This is a genomic window from Bacillus cereus group sp. MYBK79-1 (genome assembly GCF_051915365.1).
GTDB lineage: Bacteria > Bacillota > Bacilli > Bacillales > Bacillaceae_G > Bacillus_A.
Genome location: NZ_JBQAEO010000003.1, coordinates 186,581 through 206,227, shown reverse-complemented (window position 1 = coordinate 206,227; position 19,647 = coordinate 186,581). Strand labels below are relative to the sequence as shown.

Sequence of the window (19,647 nt, the reverse complement as noted above, 5' to 3'; positions counted from 1 at the left end):
TTACATGAATCTATGCAGACACTGCCACTTTCTCTTTACGAAAGATTCCCATTAACCCACCGATTAATAGCAGAACTGCAGGTAAAATATAAATGAAAGAAATACAAATAAATCCTCCAATTGCAGCGATTGTCATCATAGCCCCGCCAACTTTTGCTTTGCTTTTTACCATAACTGATCCAACGATACCCACAACCGATAAAGCAACTGCTGCCCAGCCTAAACCTATAACATTACTTGCTCCTTCTGCCTCCATAGCAGAAGCAACTCCCCCAATAAATAAAGCAATAAATGCACATAAAATACCGAAAATACCACCAATAAGTCCTAATACAAATTCTGTTGTACGTTTCATTTCAAATCTCCTACCCCTTCTTTATTTCATTCCCATTTGTGCTTTACTCGTAGCAAGTTTTTGTCCATCTTTTTCAGTAAATGTAACATTAAAATTCGCTCCAAGGTCACCATTAATATTTTTTGTCCAGCTAGCAATAATCATTTTAATATCCCCAGCTTGAGACTCCGCTTTATTATCCGGCTCTCCAAACTTTGCGACCACATCTTCATATTTCTCCCCACCCGCACCTGTTAAAGAATCACCTACTTTAATAGCTTCTACCTCAGCTGCTGTAATTTTCTTTTTACTTTCTGTATTCTCTTTCTTTTCCTCTTGCTTCGGCACGTCTTTTTTCTCATTAGAAGCTTCCTTAGTAGAATCATCACATGCCACTAAACTTAATGCTACAGCACTTCCTAAAACCAATCCCCCGATTTTTTTAACATTTCCATCGCCTCCTATTAAGTATGATGTAAGATTACCAAGCACATCTTAGCAAAGAAAACATCCAGAATTTGTCATATTATGTCGTAGATAATAAAAAAGAGCAATGCTGAGCATTACTCCATTAACTGCTTATCTTATCTATTCCACATCCGCATCATCCAAACGAATATAAGCTACCTTCCCCTCCACAAACCGCCCAAACTCCTTCAAAAATCGTAGTTTAAAACTCCCCACAGGCCCATTCCGATGCTTCGCCACATGAATCTCCGTCATCTCTTTCTGCTTCGTTTCCTTATCGTAATAATCCTCGCGATACATAAGCATAATGACATCCGCATCTTGCTCAATTTGTCCCGTCTCTCTTAAGTCAGATAAAAGCGGACGCTTATCTTGGCGTGACTCTACAGAACGAGACAATTGCGACAATGCTACTACACAAACATTTAATTCCCGCGCTAATACTTTAAGCTTACGAGAAATCTCACTAATCTCTTGAAATCGATTTCCCTTATGCTTCGGATCGCCCGTAATAAGCTGCAAGTAATCTACAATAATTAAAATCTTTTTATCACCGTGCTTCCTCTTTAACTTACGAGTTTGCATCTAAATATCCTGCACCGAAATGCCTGCGTTATCGTAAATCTCAAATGGTAATTCCCCGATTTCCGCAAACGCCTTACTCACCTTTTCCCAATCTTCCATCGCAAAACGGTGCTTCGGATTTTTCAGCCTACCTCCTGACACTTCCCCTACGCAAGACGCCATCCTTTTTAACAACTGCTTACTACTCATCTCTAACGAAAACAATCCAACTCCCGCTCCAGACTTCGCCGCATGCAATCCAACATTTAGTGCAAACGCAGTCTTCCCCATAGAAGGCCGCGCACCAAGAACGACAAAATCACCTTCCTGCAATCCGCACGTCATTTTATTTAACGATGTATAACCAGTCTCAATACCTGTAATCTCTTTTACATCTTGATGAAGCTCTTCATATAAATCAACTAACGCATCCTTCAAATCAAACTCACATACACAATCCTTTTCCTCTAACTCACAAAGTGCTGTAATCGTCTCACCAATAATTTTCTCACTCTTCTCCGCAATAAGGCGCTCTCCCATCTGGTGCCCGAGAACACCAGCCTGATACATTTTCCAGGCACCTCGAACAAGCCCCTCATAATACGAGAAGTTGGCAGTAGTAGGCACACCATCCATTAACCCTATAAAATACGCCAGTCCCCCGATCCCCTTCAAAAACTTCGGGTCCACTCTAGAAGTGAACGTCACAAGATCAATCGGTTGCCCCTCATCTTCCATCTTTCGCATTAACTGAAATATAGACTTATGCACCGGCATAGAAAAATACTGCTCCGTCAAACGGCACTCCTTAATAAGCTCTCCATCAATTAATAGAGAACCTAACACCGTCTTCTCCGCCTCCACATTTTGAATACTCATGGCCGCCACCCGCGCTCCGCTAAAAAGCGCTGCAACTCTTCCTCTGACGGTGCATTCTTCTCCCACTCCTCACACCTCGCCAAAAACTCCTCCGTCTCCCCCGTACTAACAGACGACTCCTTCTTCCGAAACTTAACCGTATCCGCCTCAACCTCAGATACTTTCGTAAATCCTTTCCCGTGCCAACCTCTCAAAATGCCCTTCACATAAGCAACCGTCCGCTTATTATTCTCAAACGCAATTTGAAGAGCCTTCAGCACAAGCTCCTCTGACAAATCTTCCATCCATGCACTCAGTTCCTCCACAGTATGAGGAGACAAACTACCGAAATGTTGCTCATAAAAAGAAAACACGCGACTTCCCGTTTCTTCCTCTACAACCTCCTCTTCCTCTTCCTCTTCCTCCTCACAAACCGGCTCTACATCATCCATAGCCAAATCACCAGGCATACCAAAATGCGCTAACAGCATCGGAACATTCATCTCCTCCTCCGCGCACTTCTGAAGAAACATATGTACAAACTCCTTATTCTTCACACCCTTAAGCTCACGAAGCACACACTTCTCCACATTCGTATTCGTCACAGGATTATAACGAAGCCAATTCAAAACAAACAGCTCCCGAGTATCCGCATCATAAAGAACCTTCCCATAATCAACAAAGCGCTGCACAAGCTTATCAACAGTCTCCCTGTTATAACCCGTCTCCATCTCAGCTAACCGCTTCGGAAAAGGAAAAATCCCGCACTGCGTCGTCTTCGAACAAGTCAACAAATACACATAAAAATACCGCTCCTCCGGCGTCAAATCCAAAACAAAATCATCCTGCCAAAAATTCACCTGCACAGTACGATACACCGCCATCCCAATTCCTCCCGTCTCCGTTCAAAAGTGAAAACCTCTTCATAATATATATGGGAGGAGGGCCGGATTTTTGGCGTGTTATTTCAAAATTTTTTTCGACTCCTACTACGGTGTTTGTTGGTGTTTTTGTTTTGTTGTGTTTTTTCTTAGTGATTTATTACTTGGTAGGGGCTTGTAAGGGGCTTAGGAGGGGCTTAGGAGGGGCTAGTTATCGGTTACTTCAATTAGAAAGACTCGATCTGAGAAGCCACCTCGTTCTTCTGCTTTCTTTTTTCGGATGTTATTGATTTCTTCTAGTGTTGTGCCTTCGTGTTCGGCTAGGGCGTTTATTAGTTCTAGTAGGTCGGATAGTTCTTCGAGTTTATGTTCTTTTGTGTCTGCTTCTAGATATTCGGTTAGTTCTTCTTCTGTTTTCTTGCAGATTTCTTTTATGTATTCGTCTTGGGGTAGGATTCTTGTTGTGGGTGTTTTTCCGTTGGTTTTTATTATTTGTGGGATTTTGTTTCTGATTAGTTTGTTGTGGGTTGGCATGGGATTTTTCCTCCGTTTGGTTTTTCTTCTATTGAAGTCTCGTTCTCCCATAAATCTGTTCCTTCATCTATATTATTGGTTGCCCCCAACTTATCCACCCTCCTCTGGATTGGGATCATTCCAATTATTCTACTTTTTGATCTAACCTCTTCCAAGGAAGCATAACATTAACAAATTTTCGAGCAATATCCCAAACATTACCTATTACTCTGAGATTATTAGCGGAGATTTTGGCTACCTCCTGATCCAGGGCGTTATTAAATAAAGTTAACCGAGCAAAGTCTTCCGTTTCAAAATAGACCATGAGCGCTCCCTCTGAATACATTTGTTCGGTATCTTCGCTAAAGTACCCTTCCTTCCCGTTACATATTATATAAGATTTTCTATTGTCCTCTTTTCTTCTATCTATTAAAATCCTGCTCTCAGCATCCTCATCTAAGGATGAAAATATAAAGTTTTTTGAGACATTATACCCTGCACAAACCCTTCCATCATCTGTAAAACAAGCAATTATTAGAAGATTAGACTGGATTCTAGATTCCCCTATACAAACTAATGAGTAGCTCTTATTTACCGTCATTAGTTGGATGCAGCTATCATTTTCATCCAACATTTTTTTTATTAACTTTCCTTCGTTTTTACTAAATTCACTCATTTTCTCTCCTCATTTCTTAGTCATATAAGGTGCTGCAAATTCATCATAAGGAGTTAAAGAATTTTTTATTGATCTTTCTCCTACTAAAAACACTTAGATAGACCTAATTATTTATGGTATAATTAATAATTTTGAATTCAAAGACGGAAACTTATTTGATATAACACCGCTCTAGCGGATAGTAAAAGATATAGGATTCATATATAGGATAAAGGGAGATAAATATTGATGATGCGTTATCAAGGGAATATTCCTAATAGGGAGGTATGGATAATCAATTAAAATTTCCAGATATTTTCCAATACAGAGTTTCAATTATTAATTCGAAAAACTAGCGATATATATGGTAATATTGGATCAAATGATTAATTATTCTAAAAGCAATATGACCTCAATCCCTAAGTTAATTTATTATTACGTAGGGATGTCTCCAACGACAAATTAACAGTGTGCACAATGCACATTGTTATTTTAATATAATCTGAAAATCGGGGGATTTAGATGAAAAAACAACTTCATTTTAAAGTTAACGCAAGACATGTAGGACAGTTAGGAAGAGAGTTGGTAACGGATTATATTACTGCTTTAGTTGAAATAATTAAAAATGCATATGATGCAGATGCTGAGGGAGTAAAGGTCATCTTCGATGGAGTTAAAACGGAAAACGGTCGAATTCTTATAATTGATACTGGTGCCGGGATGAGCCAACAGGATGTAGAGGAAAAGTGGATGGTTATAGGGACAAATAATAAGCTAAGGGAATCCCATAGCCCAAAGGGTAGAAAATATGCCGGAAAGAAGGGTATAGGGAGATTTGCTGTAGAAAGACTCGCAGAAAGGGTTAAGATTTATTCGTTCACGGAAAAGGAGGATCCTTTTAAGCTTACATTGAATTGGAATAGTTATGAAGAAATTAATATCATAGCACTAAATCAGAGGTTTGCATTATTAAAACATGATCCCTCAGATATTGATAGTGCAAAATACATCAAGGTCCATATAGATCATATATTAAACAGTTCCAATGTGAGTGAAGAAGACAAATCATACATACAAGATGCCCTCCTGAAGACAAATAAAATGGATTACACAATATTCCTAGATAATAGTGAACTTATAGATACCCTAATTGATGGTCTTCCTCCATTATTAGAAAAATATAAGTCCCTAGAGGTAAGAATAGAGGATATCCAACATGAATTGGAGTTACTATCCCCTGCCGAGGCAACAGACTATGTATATGATATCGAATCTCTACAGGACCAAATTGAAGTAAAGAAGGAAAAACCTACAGGAATTATAATGGTTTTAGAGAATTTAAGGGACAACTGGACACAAAGAGATTTATCTAAAATCCAAAAGGAATTACGACTGTTAGTTGCTCCAAATTTTTTAGATAAAAACTCATTTAAACCTATTCTAATAGCCGATGAATTTAGCTTACAAAACGATTTAATTGTGAATGACATTCTAGAACTCTCGTATGCAAAGGTAATTGCAAGTATAGATAATAGAGGACAAAACATTACCCTTAGCTACCAGGAAAGACTAAGTGGGAACAATATCGAGATGGTCTTCCCTCTTGATACACCACTTAGGTGCGGGAAATCAAATTTAGAACTGTTTTATTTTGTGAGGGATGCTAAATACTTATCAAATGAAGCCCTTAATTTAACACATGCAAGGTCAATACTAGATGAATTTTGTGGGGTTAAAATTTATAGAGATGGTTTCCATGTAAAACCTTATGGCACACCTGGAAATGACTGGCTCCTTCTAGATCAAAATAAGGTTAAGGATCCACACGGTTACCTAATTGGTAATAACCAGGTTATAGGGGTAATTAGCATCTCAGAGGAGAATAACCCCCTATTAATTGATGCAACAAATAGAGAACGAATTATAGAGAATGATGCATTTTTTCACCTACAGAAATTCGTTAAATTTTGTATGGATTTTATTACTGACACTAGAAGAAAGGAATACCTCCAAAAACAACAAGAGGAAGCACTTAAACAGGCAGAGTATAAAAAAAGACTCGAAGAGGAACAGAGGAGAAAAGAAGAAGAACAACGCGAAGAACAAAGACAACGGGAATTAGAAGAGCAACAGCAACGGCTAATGGAGATTGTAAGGAATGGACCCAAAGCCGAAACAATAAAAAGGCTTGCATCTTTTACAAATGAAATAAAAAATAAATCGGAGGGGGAAATTTCATTTTATAAAAAAAGGTTAATGCAAGAGAGAAGACTCAATGAAGAAAACCAGCAGGAGCAAAAGAAGATCTACGATGAAGCATTGGATGGCAAGGAACGGGAGCTTAGCTTATATAAAAATTTAGCGACTTTAGGTATACTTACCGGGGCATTTGGTCACGAAACTGCTGATATTATAAATAGGATCCTCGTTGATATAGCATATACAAAAAAATGGTACCCTACTGATGTATTAGAGGAGAGAACAGGAATATCAGCTGCATATAATAAAATATTTAGTGATTTTCAAAGAGTTCAAGGATACAGTGAGTTAATTGTAAACTTTGTAACAAAGAAGAAGCGATCACAAATGGAAATCGTAGACTTTCAGAAAACCATTGAGGAAATAGCTAATAACTATAATAATATTATAAAAACACAAAATATTGAACTTGAGTTTGATTTTAGCCCCTTCGAAAGCACTTTTAAGATGTACTTAATTGATTTTGAATCAATAATTATTAATTTACTGACTAATGCATTTGAGGCTCTGAAACAGACACCACAAAAAAGAGTTAAGATTCTATGTCAATCCACAGAAGATCATTACAAAATTGTATTTAAAGACAATGGAAAGGGTATAAAGGATGGACAAGGGGAATTCATCTTTTCACCATTTATGACTACCAAAGATAATGGTATTGGCTTAGGTTTAAGTATTGTAAAGGATATAATATCCAGGTATAAGGGCATAATAACAGTAGGTAATTCTGAAGACTTAGGCGGAGCAGAGTTTACTATCTTATTTCCAAAGGAAGGTAACTAAATGAAAATTAAAGGTCTATATATTGAAGATGAATTAGATAATATTGAAAGTTATGGACGTTTCTTCACCGATGAGGGGATTGAACTTCAAGGCATGGAATTACTCGAATCCCCTGATCAATACTATGATTGGATATGTAAGGAAAATATAGATTTTGTCATTATTGATAATCATTTGGATAAAATGGGTGTCAAATACGATGGCTTTGATGTACTTGAAAAGATAAGGGAACAGGATTCTTACATTTATATTCTCCTTTTAACAAATTTCCAGTTTAATGATAAAGATAAAAAGTTACTAGGGGAATTTGATCAAACCATATTGAAAAAAGAATTTTTAACTAAATTTGATGAAGTTATTTCAAGAATTAAGAGAGCTCATAAGCGTAGGATTTCGAATGAAACTGCTACCCATATAAAAATTGGAATAGAACGTAGAGAGGTTCAAGTGGGTGAACATTTGAAATTATTGAGAGGTTTAAACGAGAAATTAGAAAATATAATTAGTATTAAACCCAAAGGATGAATATTAAATGCCTAGATATATAAGAAAAAAAAGGTATTATAACTATCACAATAAATATTGTAAAAAATACTTACGTATCGACTTTCAATACGAGTGCGCTTATTGTGGCACTCACGAGGCAGAAAGTGTTCATGGTCTAAAATCGTTTGAAATTGACCACTTTAGGCCAAGGAATAAGTTTAAAACGGATCCTACTATACACAATTATGACAATCTATTTTACTCGTGTCATATATGTAATGGAGGGAAAAGTGATGACTGGGAAGGGCACCTACTTAATCCCTGTTCAGATGATATTTTTGGTGAGTATGCCCATATACGGGACGAAATGGACGAAAACTTCAAATTGACCCCTCTTACTCTGGAAGGGGCCAACTATATAAAGATCCTAAAATTAAATCAAAAAACACAAAGGGGTATTCGAAAGATCAGATCTAGGTATCAAAGGAAGGTAGAACAAAGAATTCAGGAACAGGAAAAGTTATTAGCCAACCTTAAACAATTAGAAAGTTTGCAGAATGATGGAACTATAGATATCTCACACCTGTTGGAGGAACTTGAAAAAGAAATGAAGGGACCATACTATGACTCCATTCATGATCCACATTTTGATGAGGAATTAGAATTATTGTTAGAAAAAACATTTAGTGCTAGTATGTCCAACACTGGAAAGTACCTCCTTAATAAAATCTATGGAGATCATGATTTAGATTATGAACTTAAGATTGAGGATAAGTTATCCCGTGTTTATGTGAGGTTAGAGGAAACTGTAAGCTTTACCGCTGGCATTAAACAAATAAAGATTCCCGTGGATCAGGCCAGGGACTGGTCCACACTTACTGAATCAATAATAGTACTTCTTTTTGATTCGGTAAATAGAAATATATATTTTACTAGTTTCAATGATTATGTGAGCAGCCATCCAATTACTACCCCTAAGTTATATACTGTTAGATTTAATCAAAATAATGAGCTTCAACAGAAAAAGGATGAATTCTTAGGTATAATCTCTGATGCTTAGAATAAGACTAGTACCTAATTTGGTAAATTTAAGGTTTCCTATAGAAGATATTTCACTATTTGGTTGAGGACCATACAAGGCCCCTCTTGAATTACGTGATGGGACACTCGAACTAATGGAATTGTTTAAAAATAAAATGGAAATAACAAAAATTATAACAGATATTATATAAATCATTAAAGTTAACCCCCATATATATTATAGATTTAGAAAATGAATTATTATAGCCGAAATCCTTATCCTGGATTTCGGCTATTTTAGTGAGGAGGATTCTAAATTGATAGGTTATTCTACTAATACTAAGGAACAGTTAGATTAGTTTGCTGACAACTTAGATGGGAAAAGTTTTCAAAGAGAGTAAATATAGTGCGCTTAAAGATGGTGAAATAAAACAATTTTCTATATCCAGAAAGAAATGTGGAATCACCTGTGATAAATAAAACCTGTTTACCAGGGCATAAACTTATCCAATTTTCTTCCCAGTTAGCTGTTGAATACTTTTCTTCACATAAACTATATACGGAATTTATCTTTTCCTTTAATTGTTCTAATCGTGGACCACTTAACAATACATCAGTATATCCTTGATATTCCGTTTCTGAAGAAATGTTAACCTCCCTGTGTCGTACCTCTGTTTGAAAGTCAAAAATAAAATCACGAATCTTATTTGTTACATATTGCTTTTTAGTCATATCTAATTGACTGTCCGCAGTAGTTTTTAAATCAACCTTAATTAAATCTAACGTAAGCTCTTCTTGTTGGTCATCAGAAGCAAGTTTTTTTACCGCCTCAAGCCATACTTCCTCATCAAGCATATAATTCTCTATTTCATGACGTTCTAAAAGAATAAATTTCTCATTATCAATGAATTCTCTTACCTTTTCATCATTCGTAACGTCCCTGTCTAAAAGAAAAACAAAATAAGATTCAGTTAAGTGCCGTTCCACATTTCTGAGTCCTGAATAAATTTCTATCATTTTTCTACAATTGCTCACTTTTTCTATCTTTACGTTGTTCTCAGCTGCAAGGAATTCAAGAAATTCAACTTCTTTATCCCCTTCAACAAAAAACTTTATTGTATATAGAGCTTATTCCTAATTCCCTTAGCATTCTTTCACACCTATTATATTCCAAAACACTTAATCCATCTTCGTTTAAAATAAAATTACTTCCCAGATCAAAGGCTGAATATATCAACACTCTAGAATGTGTCATTAGAATCGTTTGTGAAATTTTATTGTGCCCTGCTTGAGGCATGTAGGTATCAACTTTCTCTGCCAAGTTCCCTGGTAAGTTCAACTCGTCCAATACCTGTTTATAATTGATATCATCCCTGCCCAGTTGAGATACTAAAGTAACGAAATTTAATATAAGGCCTTCATACAAATGATTTTCAGGCTCATCTACTATAAGCAAACTAATCCTGCCGACAAAATTTAAGTATAAAAATAAATAGAATACCGTTTTTTCTCCGGAGCTTAGTTTTCTTAAATCATATCTGCTCCCACCTGTTACTTCATTTGATACTAAAGCAACTACTTCATCTGTCCTAAAATTGTTAGCTGAAAAATTTTTAAAGCGAATATGCGGAAACAACTGATTGAAAAGAAAACTACCTAACTTAAAGTAAAAGTCTTGCTTACCTTTTGTAGGTATCAGTCTTTTATAAGCCCAATCCATTAATAAGTTCTTATATAACATATGAAAGGTTCTTGTTGGAAAGTAGATCATGTTCAATGTTAACCATGCTTCCCTGGAAACTGGTAATTCATAGGTTGTTTTGATGTTAACTTCAGAAAAAGGAGGATTTGCTTCGTCATAATGTTTATTAGATTCAATGTATAAAATAATATTTGTTGGATTTTCTAGATTCCAGTAACTTCTTAATTTTTCTTTTTCAGTAGCTCGAAGATCCAGTTTAAAGATGATCGATTCCTAGATACAATTAATTCAATTCCTATAACATCTTCTCCAATTCCAAGAGCTACACTAACAACAGCGTTTCTGTTGCTCATACTGTCATTCAATTTGCTTATAAATTCGTTACGAGCAATCAATGTGAATGAATTATTACTGAATCGCTCTCCTATTAACTCTAAAAAATGCCTGTTACAGAAGAAGCATAGCGTCTGCAATTGTTATTTTCTCTGACCCATTTTTCCCGCTAATGGTATTAACATTTCCTGCTTCACTAAAATCAAACGCGGTTCTAGTCACAAATTTTTTCGCACTAGCAACGGATATTGATAAAAGCTTCATTATTTTCTCCTCGTTAACAAATATTTAATATTCTATATAAAAACATACTATCAAAAAAATCAGCAAAAATGCCTAAAAAATTAACAAATCAAAAAAATATACATTTTCGATGCTTTTTTGATTTTAATCAGGATCTCTTGATCCGGTGTTGCCCATTTAACATATCAACAGCTGAACGGTTAATAGGTATTAACCGTTCAGCTGTTATCTTTCACATCATTTGGCATACCATCACATCTCAAAACCCTACTACTTTACAGATAATCAGTACTATGGTTCTTTATTTTGAAGCACTCGATAATCAATAATAAGCATTCAATTTCCTATGGTGAATTGCACCTCAAATCACGGATGCTAAAAAAAGACCCGTGATTCAATTTTTTTGTATATTTTTATAAGAAAACCTCATTTTAGGTATTCCGTTCTCTCTATCACCTGTATAATTTTTTGCATAATAAAGAGCACTTCATAAGGAATGATCAAAAAATTAATTAATTAAATGTAGTAACCTGTATATTTCATCTCCGACCTTATTTGATAGAAAACATACTGGATTTTTAACATTTGATACTGTAGGGCCAGTGCTTAAAATTTGCAAACTATTAATTCGCATTAGAGAAGTTTCAAACATTTTAAAATCCTCACTATCTAAAATATAGTCGAAGTCAGGGATATCTGTATCATTACACTCGCACAACGGTAAATCAAAATAAACACATACAGAATTCACATATTCTTCTTGTGGATATGAATCAAAATATAAATAAACCTGTTTTAAATTTCCAAGATCCCAATCATTCATATTTTTGAGTCCATTAACAAGAAGCCAATCATTATAATCAAATTCTCGTTCCTCTTTCACTACTTGTCCAGCTATAATCCCTAGCATCTTTGAAGCAGTATCAGATGATGTTTTTGTTGCCTCTTCTAAGATATCTAAAACTAAAAGTTTATTTCTGTTTTTCATCAATAACTCATCTAGTTTCTTTAAATCCTCAGATGTAAATTTTTCTCGTGAAAACACCTTCATTCCTAATCCTTGAAGGAATTCTTTACATTTGTTCTCTCTTCTTCTATTCATCCATTTACTAGCTACTTTAAGATATGGACTATATTCAGAAAACGTATCGACTAATTCATGTCCATTTTCTAATAAGTCTTTAGTAGCCTCAAATATACCTTCTGGTGTGTTTATTAACTCAAGTTTATTCTTAATATCCATCTTATTCACTCCTACTTTGAAATTTACAACCCAAAAGTACATACACGGTTTTACATGGAGAGGCAAGTATGATACACCAAATGCTTGGCGTTTAAGTCATATTTGTAGAGGTTCCATGTAAAACCACTACTGTTCTATACCTTTGTTTTGCAAAAAACATTTATTTCACATGTCAACACCCTTCCGGACTCATTGTTAGATTTTCACATGAAATACTTATAGAACTTCAACGGGTATATTATCAAATTAATATAGAAATATTTTATCATATTAACACACGAAATTTTCCACTTTTTCAAAATAAGTATGTATAAATCGATAAAATCGATAAACAAAAAGCAGCCTATACTTTTCGATTTATCATTGTAACTAATCTTTTTTCATAGTTTGGATTTCTCTCGATAAATCCAAACTTTAAACAGTCAATCCACAAAAATTCAAGTATAATAAAAAGTATAAATACTTTTACAATATTTGGAGTAGTGATTAAAACATGAACCTATTTAAAAATAAAGAAAAAGTTGAAGACTATTTTATTAGATTAAAAAAAGAAGGTTATAAACCTCAATCTACCTATCAAGGTATCAGTTTAAATGATATTGAGAGCTTCTTAAAAATGATAGATAGATATTCCGATGATATGCGTGATGTAATATACTGTTTATTAAATGATGAATTACCAAATCTTTATTCTAAAATATCTAAGCATTATAGTATTTCTGCTGGCGCTTCGGTAGCTCATATCGGTTCTTATGTAGGAATACTAATGAGAGGTAAAAATAAGTTAGATCGGGAAGGCAGAGACTATTGGATAAAGCCCCTCGTAGAAGTTGGTATTATTGATTTAATTACCGTTAGTGGAGGAGAATTTAAATTGGGACATTTGAAAGCCAAGTCCCCAAATTCAGCATACAGATTAAACTCTGAATTTGTGTGCCTATTAAAAAAATTTCAAAATCAAAATTTTGATCAACTTGTTAAGGAGTGGTTTGCTTCTGCCGAACATAGAAAAAGACTACTTGTCACTTATGAAAAGAATGATTCTGGTAACGGCACCTTATCACATAAAGGATTAATAGAAGATTCAATTAATATATACAGTAAAAATTATTTATCTGGATATAAATGTATCTTCAAAGATGCTGAAGATGGGAACAGAATAACTAAAGAGGAGCGAGCTCTTCTAGATTTATATAAAATCAAATTTGGTGACTTAGAGGATGTTTGGCCTGATGTAATCTTATACAATAAAGAAGAAGACTCCCTGTGGTTTGTAGAAGCTGTTACTTCCGATGGTGAAGTTGATACTCACAAATTACAAGGTTTTATAAAAATCTGCCAAAAATCAAATAAAAAATTTGCTGGATGTACTACTACTTTCTACACTTGGAAAAGATTTTATGAACGACAAAGTTCGAATAATAATTTAGCACCGGGAACCAACTTTTGGATTAAAGAGTGCCCTGAAAAATATTTTACGGTAAAATAAAGAAACGCCACTAATTGTTAGGCAAAACTAACAATTAGTGGCACTCTTCCTCCTAAAATAATTCGTTATTCACTATCTCATCTATTATTTCTTGAACAGGAAGTTCTTCTCCATAAGCACTTCCCATTTTTTCTAATATCTCAAGAGTTGGATACCTTAATGACTTTAGATCTGCAACATTCACTTGCGTACTCCCACTAAATGTTCTGAAATAGAAATCGACTAAGGATGAATTAAGATAAACTGATAGTCCCTTCGCTACACTTCTATTTACTATCCCCTTCTTTTTACAATGAAAATAATTCACTTTATTATCAAATGCAACTCGGCCACTACTAACAAACTCACTATCGTATACTACTGCTATAATTCTTCTCTTTTCTTCTTTAGAGCTCATCCTTTTAACTAATACATAAATACCAGGTGGTCTAAGCTTTTTAACATTAGACACATCTTCAATCAAAAACCCCGGCTTTTTCCCTATAATTGGCCATTCTATAAACCCCTTCGAAAAATTTTCTGGATATATAATAGGCACAGAAAATAAAGTTCCATCGAATCTTAGTAACCCTTCTTTTTCTCTAAAATCCACCACTGGTCCTGTTGAAACAGTGAGATCAAGATCTTCTAAAGTACAAGGGAGAGAATGCATCCGTTCCACAATTGCTAAGTCATTTTCTTTAATTATTCTTATAATTTTTTCTGTATCATAAGGAAATACAATATTATCAAATTTCTTTTTTAAACATTGAACTGTTGAAAAATCATCAGTTATACTATCAGAAATTAGAACAGTATCATTAAGCCTTTGCCTATTTTTTTCTAAAACCATAATAAGAGTTTCTTGTAATACATCATCATAAAAGAGATCATTTCTTGATTCAAACAAATGAATCCGTTCAATCTTTACATTGTTAAGAATATCCATTCTAAAACCTTTAAAATATTGACCATTACAAAAACTTCTAGGGATGATACAAACCAGTTGTCCCTTATCCTTTAATAATCTATGGGCTAAAGAAACAAATGCTGCATAATAGTTTGGAACATCAATACCAACACTTGATAATAACCTTTTATCAATCGTATTCGTACTTAATTTCTTATAAGGTGGGTTTAATATTATATAATCATAAAGCAAAACACTATTATTCTTTAGTTCCTTCACTGTTTGATCAATAAAATCTTTATTCTTAAAAATAAACTCTATTTGTATTTTATTTTTTTTACATAAATCAACACATAACTCCATATTAGCTTTTAATTCATCAATAATTGTACTATCAATTTCAACTAAAGTGACACGAATTTTTTTTGGTTTTTTTCTCCATTCGCATACAGATACAATAAACGCCGCTGTTAAATTCCCTAGACCTGCACCCACATCCATAAACTCTATTTCTGATTTCGATATAGGAGTAAACATCGAACTCATATAATAAGCAATTTCCATCGGAGTAAAGAACTGTTCATTTAATTCTTTGTTCAGTTCCTTCGATCTCTTTATATTAGTATTACTTGAAATCTCATCAATCTTTTTTAAAAAGTCTCTTACCATTAGGTCATCCTCCGTACTACCTATTATATCTTAATAAAAGTTTACTTTAAATAAGATATAACCACCGAATCGACAAATAAAAATCTTTTAAATTATAAAATAAATAGAAATTTTATCGACTAAATTAATCTTTTTCACAATCTGCTTTCTAATATTTTCTTCTTAACTTTCAGTGCAATTTTGAAATAGCAATATAAGTTTTTATTCATCACTAATCAAAAATCTGATTTCACAAGATTTTTGATTAAGTTTTGAATTAAAGTATTTTATAATTAATATAATCCAGGCATCTGTACACCTCAATCATTTCCATACAATTTTTAAATTCATCCCTTATACCAATGTCGTATCAGTATATCTCATATCATGACATCTAATCTTACTCGGCTTTTTTATAGTGGATCTAAAAATCCTTCGAATATTACTTTTATATGTAGTTATATCGGATTCTATACATATTACTACATACAAATACTTATAAGAACGACTTTTTCACTCTTCACATAAGAAAATAATGTTTTTCAAGCAGTAATGGTTCCTCCTAGTAAATGATTTTGTTTTTGTATAGGGCAACAAATCTTTCCCCTCATTACTAAGAATTCGATTAATATGTACATAATCACGTTCTAAATCCACAGCTTTCTAGCTCGCCTAGTACTTCCCCTTGTCTCACTTCTGTTGTTAAAACCAATAAAAATGCCATACTAGTAGTTTCCACTCTTTTAGTTATACTTCAAGAAATCCCTTATTTCTTACTCATTCCATAGCAATATCTTTTCTTTACTGCTTTGGCCAATCTACAAGCAAAGCAAGATTACCTACTATTATTCCCCACCTTTCGGCTTTTTCAATGAATCATTAATTAATGTATGTATGTACCTTTTGAATATTTCCATCCGATAAACTCTTTTCTTTGATTAGCTAATTATATAAGCCTTGTATTATCATTAGATTAAGTCTATTTCCCCTATAGATAGAATAATGTATTTTCCAACACTCCATCTATAAGTATTTAAAGTTTGCTTCTTTTCCTTTGCCTTTTTACTCTCTAAAAATTGATCCAATAAATAATCTTTATACAGATTTTTATTTTGCTGTAATACGTCCCCCTTATTAGAGATTACTCTAACCACAGCATCGATTTCTGAAATACTTATTTTATTTTAAATCCTTATTTTTAAAACCCCCTTAGTTTCTCGTTTTCTCATTTCCATATGTTAAAATAAAATACTATACCTTTGTATTTTGAACTTTCTTTACTGTTCTTCTTGCTATTATCTCCATCCTCCTACTTTTACAAAAAAAGCAACGACAATTTAGTCGCTGCTAAAAATTTATCTTTACCCAAATGTTTAATGAGGTTCTATTCTTCTTCTCCAAGAACAATTTTAAAAATTCTATCAGTTAATTCTAAACTTTTCTCTGGGGAAATATTTCTCTTACAATAAAGAATTCCCCTTTTGCTTAAAGAAATAGCAATTCTGTTATTAGGGAAAGATGAATCTTCTACTAATAATTCAATATTAGATAATGATGCCCCAGCAGTTCTTTTAAACTTTTTCCAGTCAGCAGCTTGGTTTACATCTTCTCCTCTTAATAAAACACTATCTAGATTAGCTAGTCCTAAATTAGCAAACCAACCAGCTTGAATAGTGATACCACTATCACTATTGATAATATTTTCTAAGGCGTCTAGCAAATCTAATTCATACGGAACACTCTTAAAAGCCGTAGTATCTTTCAAACGCTTAAATGCAGATTGAGCAAACTTCCCCTTATGTTTCGAATAGCTAATTGCATAAGAGTTATTTATATAAACTTCAAAACTAAAAACTCTTAGTATTTCTTTAAATTCCCGTTGATTTATTACACCTACTATTGGATATTTTTGACTATGTTTCAGTATATATTTTTCATAGTTAACTATATCTCCACCTGGAATTAGATTTCCCGTTTCTAATTCTTCATCTGGAAAAACCTCGATAAAATCTTCATCTAGTTCATCCTCAACTTCCTCTTCCATTACCTCTTCTACCTCTTCTTCACCCTCTTGTAATTCAGTAGGTTTATAAATTCTGGTTTCAGCAACAGCTAAGCTCCCCTCAAGCTGTACTTCCTCTCTCCCAATTACAATCCCTTCAAAATTGTTTGGTTTTCCCTCTATTTTATTAACAGTAATTACAAAACCCATTCCAACATCCCCTATCTTATTAACTTACTAGTATATCTTTTAATAAATCAATTGCTATTAAAAATTCACCTCTATTTTTTGAAGATATTGTAATCCCCTCATGAATATCAATAGCAATAATTGAATTAGTTTTTTCAATTTGAGTTTCGGAGTGAATAACTTTCGATGACTTATCTAGCAATAAATTATTTTCATTTAAAAAGTTATATTCAGTACTATTCTTTTTAACCTTCAAATAAAACTTATTAAATTGCAACTGTTTATGTTGTAATTTTTCCGCCATTATATAAAGAATAAAGTTTATATTTTTATTCATACTTTTAAAGTTATCTATACCTTTTATTTCAATTTTATGCCTTTTGGAAAAATTAACACCATCCTCTTTATAATCTGATGTAATTGACTGCTCTTTTATAGCAATTGTTGCATTCATTGCAGCTACTGAGAAGCGTATTAGCATATGCTTTCTATTAAAAACTTCATATTCTGTATTATCGAAAACATCTGTTTCAAGTATACTATTTAAAAGAATATCATATAAATCTTTTGTTTCTAAGTTACTGTCAACCACCATAGATAATTCATAGTTAATTTTTGTTATGCTAAAATTTAATAGAAACCATCTAAATATTTTTCTAATAAAGGGTACTTTCATTGCTAACATACTTAAAAATGTAGCTACTAATCCATAAAGTGTTAAGGCATCTGTCCCAAAAAATGTACCCCATCCAAATGATTCTTCTTTTAGAAGGTATATTATTATTGATCCCACTAAAAATACTAAAGATAGTATATATAAAATGGCATTTAACGTTTTACTAACTGTCAATTATTTCCCCCCCTTATTTTTGCCAAATAATTTTAGTTTAAAATATCCCGATAATATTAACAGAATATTCAAACTCTATTTAGAGAAGATACGGTTTGCCACATCTTCTCTAAATAAAATTTATACTTTTTGGCTTTTAATTGTTTTTGAAGCAGTTGAGGGCATGTGTTTGAATCCTTTAATCTTAGCTTCATTTTCTGCTTCATTTAATATCTCTTGAAAACTTACACTACCTAACTTATCTAACTGTAATCTCATCCTAACTACAGTTCCATTAACATCACAATTGTTTATTATTTCTTCTGATGCAAATGTTATTGATTTTGTTCCCGAAGCAATACTAAACAATCCACCGGTACATTGAATAATTCTTTTTACCAAAGCTAAACCATAACCTGAATTTTTATAATCTTCTGGAGCGTACGCATGATTTGATAGGGCGGATAATCCTGGAGTTAGTGCCTTTCTGATTGCCTCTTCATCTGTATCTTTCCCAAACCACCTCTCTTCAACATCAAAGGGAATAGTAGCCAATAGTCCAACTCCGACATCTGCAATCACAACCTCTACAAAATTGCTTGTTCTATATGATTGTGAGGCATAGTAATAGTGTGAAGACTGAGAATGATCAAAGATATTTCTAATCATCTCTCTTACTACAAATATAAATAAATCTTTCACGTCTTCATCTAATTCTGAATCTACCAATCCCAAAACCTTACTAACTATTCGTTCCGAAATTATTTCATAATATGACTCTATTGTTCCACCTACATCATCTAAACCCCTAAAAATCTCATGTATTTCAATTTTTGTTGGGGCTATGTATGTTGCTCCGGAATTATGTGATGGTGCATCCGAGATGCCTAATTGCTGAAATATCCCCATAGTTTCACCATATGAAATGGCTGACTTTTTCAAATGATTAATCGGTTCAATTTCGTAAGGAATATTTAATTTTCTTATTTTATCCATAGTAGTCAAAAATAATAATGCTCCAGCTGGTTCTATAAACTCTAAATGCTCAAATGTAATCCTTAAGTTTTCACTATCATTTAAATAGTAATCCTTTGCACGAAAATGTTCAGTCATTCTTAACATATTTTCGTATTTCATTTCCTTAACAACTATCAATAGCGTTCACCTCTTGATTAAATTTTACAATATTCTCCTTTAGTTTACTATTTTAATAATATTATATAGTAACAGCTCATAAACTAAATTTTCCAACCAATAAC

18 protein-coding genes and 2 pseudogenes are annotated in these 19,647 nt (G+C 33.4%); 5 read left to right on the top strand and 15 right to left on the bottom strand.

The genetic code is table 11. The features are described 5' to 3' along the window. Window positions 1-10: 10 nt before the first annotated feature. The 6 genes and pseudogenes from ACTFOB_RS07825 to ACTFOB_RS07800 all read right to left on the bottom strand — a co-directional run bounded on the left by ACTFOB_RS07825 (window position 11) and on the right by ACTFOB_RS07800 (window position 4,294). Window positions 11-355 (bottom strand): DUF4064 domain-containing protein, encoded by a 345-nt coding sequence (locus ACTFOB_RS07825; protein ID WP_098912616.1) that lies wholly within the window; start codon window positions 353-355, stop codon window positions 11-13. Window positions 356-376: 21 nt separating this feature from the next. Next, window positions 377-799 (bottom strand): DUF3862 domain-containing protein, encoded by a 423-nt coding sequence (locus tag ACTFOB_RS07820; RefSeq protein ID WP_440026748.1) that lies wholly within the window; start codon window positions 797-799, stop codon window positions 377-379. A gap of 123 nt (window positions 800-922) precedes the next feature. Beyond that, window positions 923-2,245: pseudogene (gene dnaB, locus ACTFOB_RS07815) on the bottom strand (replicative DNA helicase). Then, window positions 2,242-3,108, bottom strand: a complete 867-nt coding sequence (locus ACTFOB_RS07810; RefSeq protein WP_440026499.1) for a DnaD domain-containing protein — start codon at window positions 3,106-3,108, stop codon at window positions 2,242-2,244. Before ACTFOB_RS07810 ends, dnaB begins: the two are co-directional and overlap by 4 nt. A gap of 204 nt (window positions 3,109-3,312) precedes the next feature. After that, a complete protein-coding gene (locus ACTFOB_RS07805) occupies window positions 3,313-3,639 on the bottom strand; it encodes a nucleoside triphosphate pyrophosphohydrolase (protein WP_440026746.1) in 327 nt (108 codons plus the stop codon). A 124-nt stretch (window positions 3,640-3,763) separates the two neighbouring features. Further along, entirely contained in the window at window positions 3,764-4,294 is a 531-nt protein-coding gene (locus ACTFOB_RS07800; RefSeq protein WP_440026497.1) for a hypothetical protein, read from the bottom strand. 501 nt (window positions 4,295-4,795) lie between these two features. On the opposite strand from ACTFOB_RS07800, the gene ACTFOB_RS07795 reads away from it, so the two are divergent. From ACTFOB_RS07795 to ACTFOB_RS07780, 4 genes and pseudogenes are all read left to right on the top strand, one after another. After that, window positions 4,796-7,315: a sensor histidine kinase gene (locus ACTFOB_RS07795; protein WP_440026495.1), complete on the top strand. Its 2,520-nt coding sequence runs from the start codon at window positions 4,796-4,798 to the stop codon at window positions 7,313-7,315. Continuing rightward, window positions 7,316-7,840 (top strand): response regulator, encoded by a 525-nt coding sequence (locus tag ACTFOB_RS07790; protein WP_440026493.1) that lies wholly within the window; start codon window positions 7,316-7,318, stop codon window positions 7,838-7,840. 7 nt (window positions 7,841-7,847) lie between these two features. After that, a pseudogene (locus tag ACTFOB_RS07785) lies at window positions 7,848-8,084 on the top strand (HNH endonuclease); the annotation flags it as partial. 84 nt (window positions 8,085-8,168) lie between these two features. Further along, window positions 8,169-8,861, top strand: coding sequence for a hypothetical protein (locus tag ACTFOB_RS07780; RefSeq protein ID WP_440032721.1), 693 nt, complete (start codon window positions 8,169-8,171; stop codon window positions 8,859-8,861). 299 nt (window positions 8,862-9,160) lie between these two features. On the opposite strand, the gene ACTFOB_RS07775 is transcribed toward ACTFOB_RS07780, so the two are convergent. The 5 genes from ACTFOB_RS07775 to ACTFOB_RS07755 form a co-directional block, all read right to left on the bottom strand. Further along, complete coding sequence (locus ACTFOB_RS07775; RefSeq protein WP_440032718.1) at window positions 9,161-9,808, bottom strand: hypothetical protein; 648 nt, start codon at window positions 9,806-9,808, stop codon at window positions 9,161-9,163. A gap of 112 nt (window positions 9,809-9,920) precedes the next feature. Further along, on the bottom strand, window positions 9,921-10,541 hold the full coding sequence (locus ACTFOB_RS07770) for a hypothetical protein (RefSeq protein ID WP_440026487.1): 621 nt from the start codon (window positions 10,539-10,541) through the stop codon (window positions 9,921-9,923). Window positions 10,542-10,744: 203 nt separating this feature from the next. Further along, window positions 10,745-10,876, bottom strand: a complete 132-nt coding sequence (locus tag ACTFOB_RS07765) for a hypothetical protein (protein WP_440026485.1) — start codon at window positions 10,874-10,876, stop codon at window positions 10,745-10,747. Between the two features lie 94 nt (window positions 10,877-10,970). After that, complete coding sequence (locus ACTFOB_RS07760) at window positions 10,971-11,120, bottom strand: hypothetical protein (protein ID WP_440026483.1); 150 nt, start codon at window positions 11,118-11,120, stop codon at window positions 10,971-10,973. A gap of 487 nt (window positions 11,121-11,607) precedes the next feature. Further along, complete coding sequence (locus tag ACTFOB_RS07755; RefSeq protein WP_440026482.1) at window positions 11,608-12,342, bottom strand: hypothetical protein; 735 nt, start codon at window positions 12,340-12,342, stop codon at window positions 11,608-11,610. Between the two features lie 493 nt (window positions 12,343-12,835). Between ACTFOB_RS07755 and ACTFOB_RS07750 the strand changes: the two genes are divergently transcribed. Next, window positions 12,836-13,831 carry a BsuBI/PstI family type II restriction endonuclease gene (locus tag ACTFOB_RS07750; protein ID WP_061681582.1) on the top strand — a complete coding sequence of 332 codons (996 nt, stop codon included), beginning with the start codon at window positions 12,836-12,838 and terminating at the stop codon, window positions 13,829-13,831. Between the two features lie 52 nt (window positions 13,832-13,883). Here the strand turns inward: ACTFOB_RS07750 and ACTFOB_RS07745 are convergent, their stop codons facing one another. From ACTFOB_RS07745 to ACTFOB_RS07730, 4 genes are all read right to left on the bottom strand, one after another. Continuing rightward, window positions 13,884-15,389: an Eco57I restriction-modification methylase domain-containing protein gene (locus tag ACTFOB_RS07745; RefSeq protein ID WP_440026479.1), complete on the bottom strand. Its 1,506-nt coding sequence runs from the start codon at window positions 15,387-15,389 to the stop codon at window positions 13,884-13,886. Window positions 15,390-16,752: 1,363 nt separating this feature from the next. Next, window positions 16,753-17,580, bottom strand: a complete 828-nt coding sequence (locus ACTFOB_RS07740) for a hypothetical protein (RefSeq protein WP_440026477.1) — start codon at window positions 17,578-17,580, stop codon at window positions 16,753-16,755. 19 nt (window positions 17,581-17,599) lie between these two features. Then, window positions 17,600-18,409: a hypothetical protein gene (locus ACTFOB_RS07735; RefSeq protein ID WP_440026476.1), complete on the bottom strand. Its 810-nt coding sequence runs from the start codon at window positions 18,407-18,409 to the stop codon at window positions 17,600-17,602. Between the two features lie 120 nt (window positions 18,410-18,529). Beyond that, the gene (locus ACTFOB_RS07730; RefSeq protein ID WP_061681586.1) at window positions 18,530-19,543 is read right to left on the bottom strand and encodes an ATP-binding protein; all 1,014 of its coding nucleotides are present in this window, start codon (window positions 19,541-19,543) and stop codon (window positions 18,530-18,532) included. Between the last annotated feature and the right edge of the window lie 104 nt (window positions 19,544-19,647).

What these genes read in the sequence shown, in the direction of transcription:
- ACTFOB_RS07825 (WP_098912616.1), bottom strand. Translation starts at nt 355, where the DNA reads ATGAAACGTACAACAGAATTTGTATTAGGACTTATTGGTGGTATTTTC.
- ACTFOB_RS07810 (WP_440026499.1), bottom strand. Translation starts at nt 3,108, where the DNA reads ATGGCGGTGTATCGTACTGTGCAGGTGAATTTTTGGCAGGATGATTTT.
- ACTFOB_RS07805 (WP_440026746.1), bottom strand. Translation starts at nt 3,639, where the DNA reads ATGCCAACCCACAACAAACTAATCAGAAACAAAATCCCACAAATAATA.
- ACTFOB_RS07800 (WP_440026497.1), bottom strand. Translation starts at nt 4,294, where the DNA reads ATGAGTGAATTTAGTAAAAACGAAGGAAAGTTAATAAAAAAAATGTTG.
- ACTFOB_RS07795 (WP_440026495.1), top strand. Translation starts at nt 4,796, where the DNA reads ATGAAAAAACAACTTCATTTTAAAGTTAACGCAAGACATGTAGGACAG.
- ACTFOB_RS07790 (WP_440026493.1), top strand. Translation starts at nt 7,316, where the DNA reads ATGAAAATTAAAGGTCTATATATTGAAGATGAATTAGATAATATTGAA.
- ACTFOB_RS07780 (WP_440032721.1), top strand. Translation starts at nt 8,169, where the DNA reads ATGGACGAAAACTTCAAATTGACCCCTCTTACTCTGGAAGGGGCCAAC.
- ACTFOB_RS07770 (WP_440026487.1), bottom strand. Translation starts at nt 10,541, where the DNA reads ATGGATTGGGCTTATAAAAGACTGATACCTACAAAAGGTAAGCAAGAC.
- ACTFOB_RS07765 (WP_440026485.1), bottom strand. Translation starts at nt 10,876, where the DNA reads ATGAGCAACAGAAACGCTGTTGTTAGTGTAGCTCTTGGAATTGGAGAA.
- ACTFOB_RS07760 (WP_440026483.1), bottom strand. Translation starts at nt 11,120, where the DNA reads ATGAAGCTTTTATCAATATCCGTTGCTAGTGCGAAAAAATTTGTGACT.
- ACTFOB_RS07755 (WP_440026482.1), bottom strand. Translation starts at nt 12,342, where the DNA reads ATGGATATTAAGAATAAACTTGAGTTAATAAACACACCAGAAGGTATA.
- ACTFOB_RS07750 (WP_061681582.1), top strand. Translation starts at nt 12,836, where the DNA reads ATGAACCTATTTAAAAATAAAGAAAAAGTTGAAGACTATTTTATTAGA.
- ACTFOB_RS07745 (WP_440026479.1), bottom strand. Translation starts at nt 15,389, where the DNA reads ATGGTAAGAGACTTTTTAAAAAAGATTGATGAGATTTCAAGTAATACT.
- ACTFOB_RS07740 (WP_440026477.1), bottom strand. Translation starts at nt 17,580, where the DNA reads ATGGGTTTTGTAATTACTGTTAATAAAATAGAGGGAAAACCAAACAAT.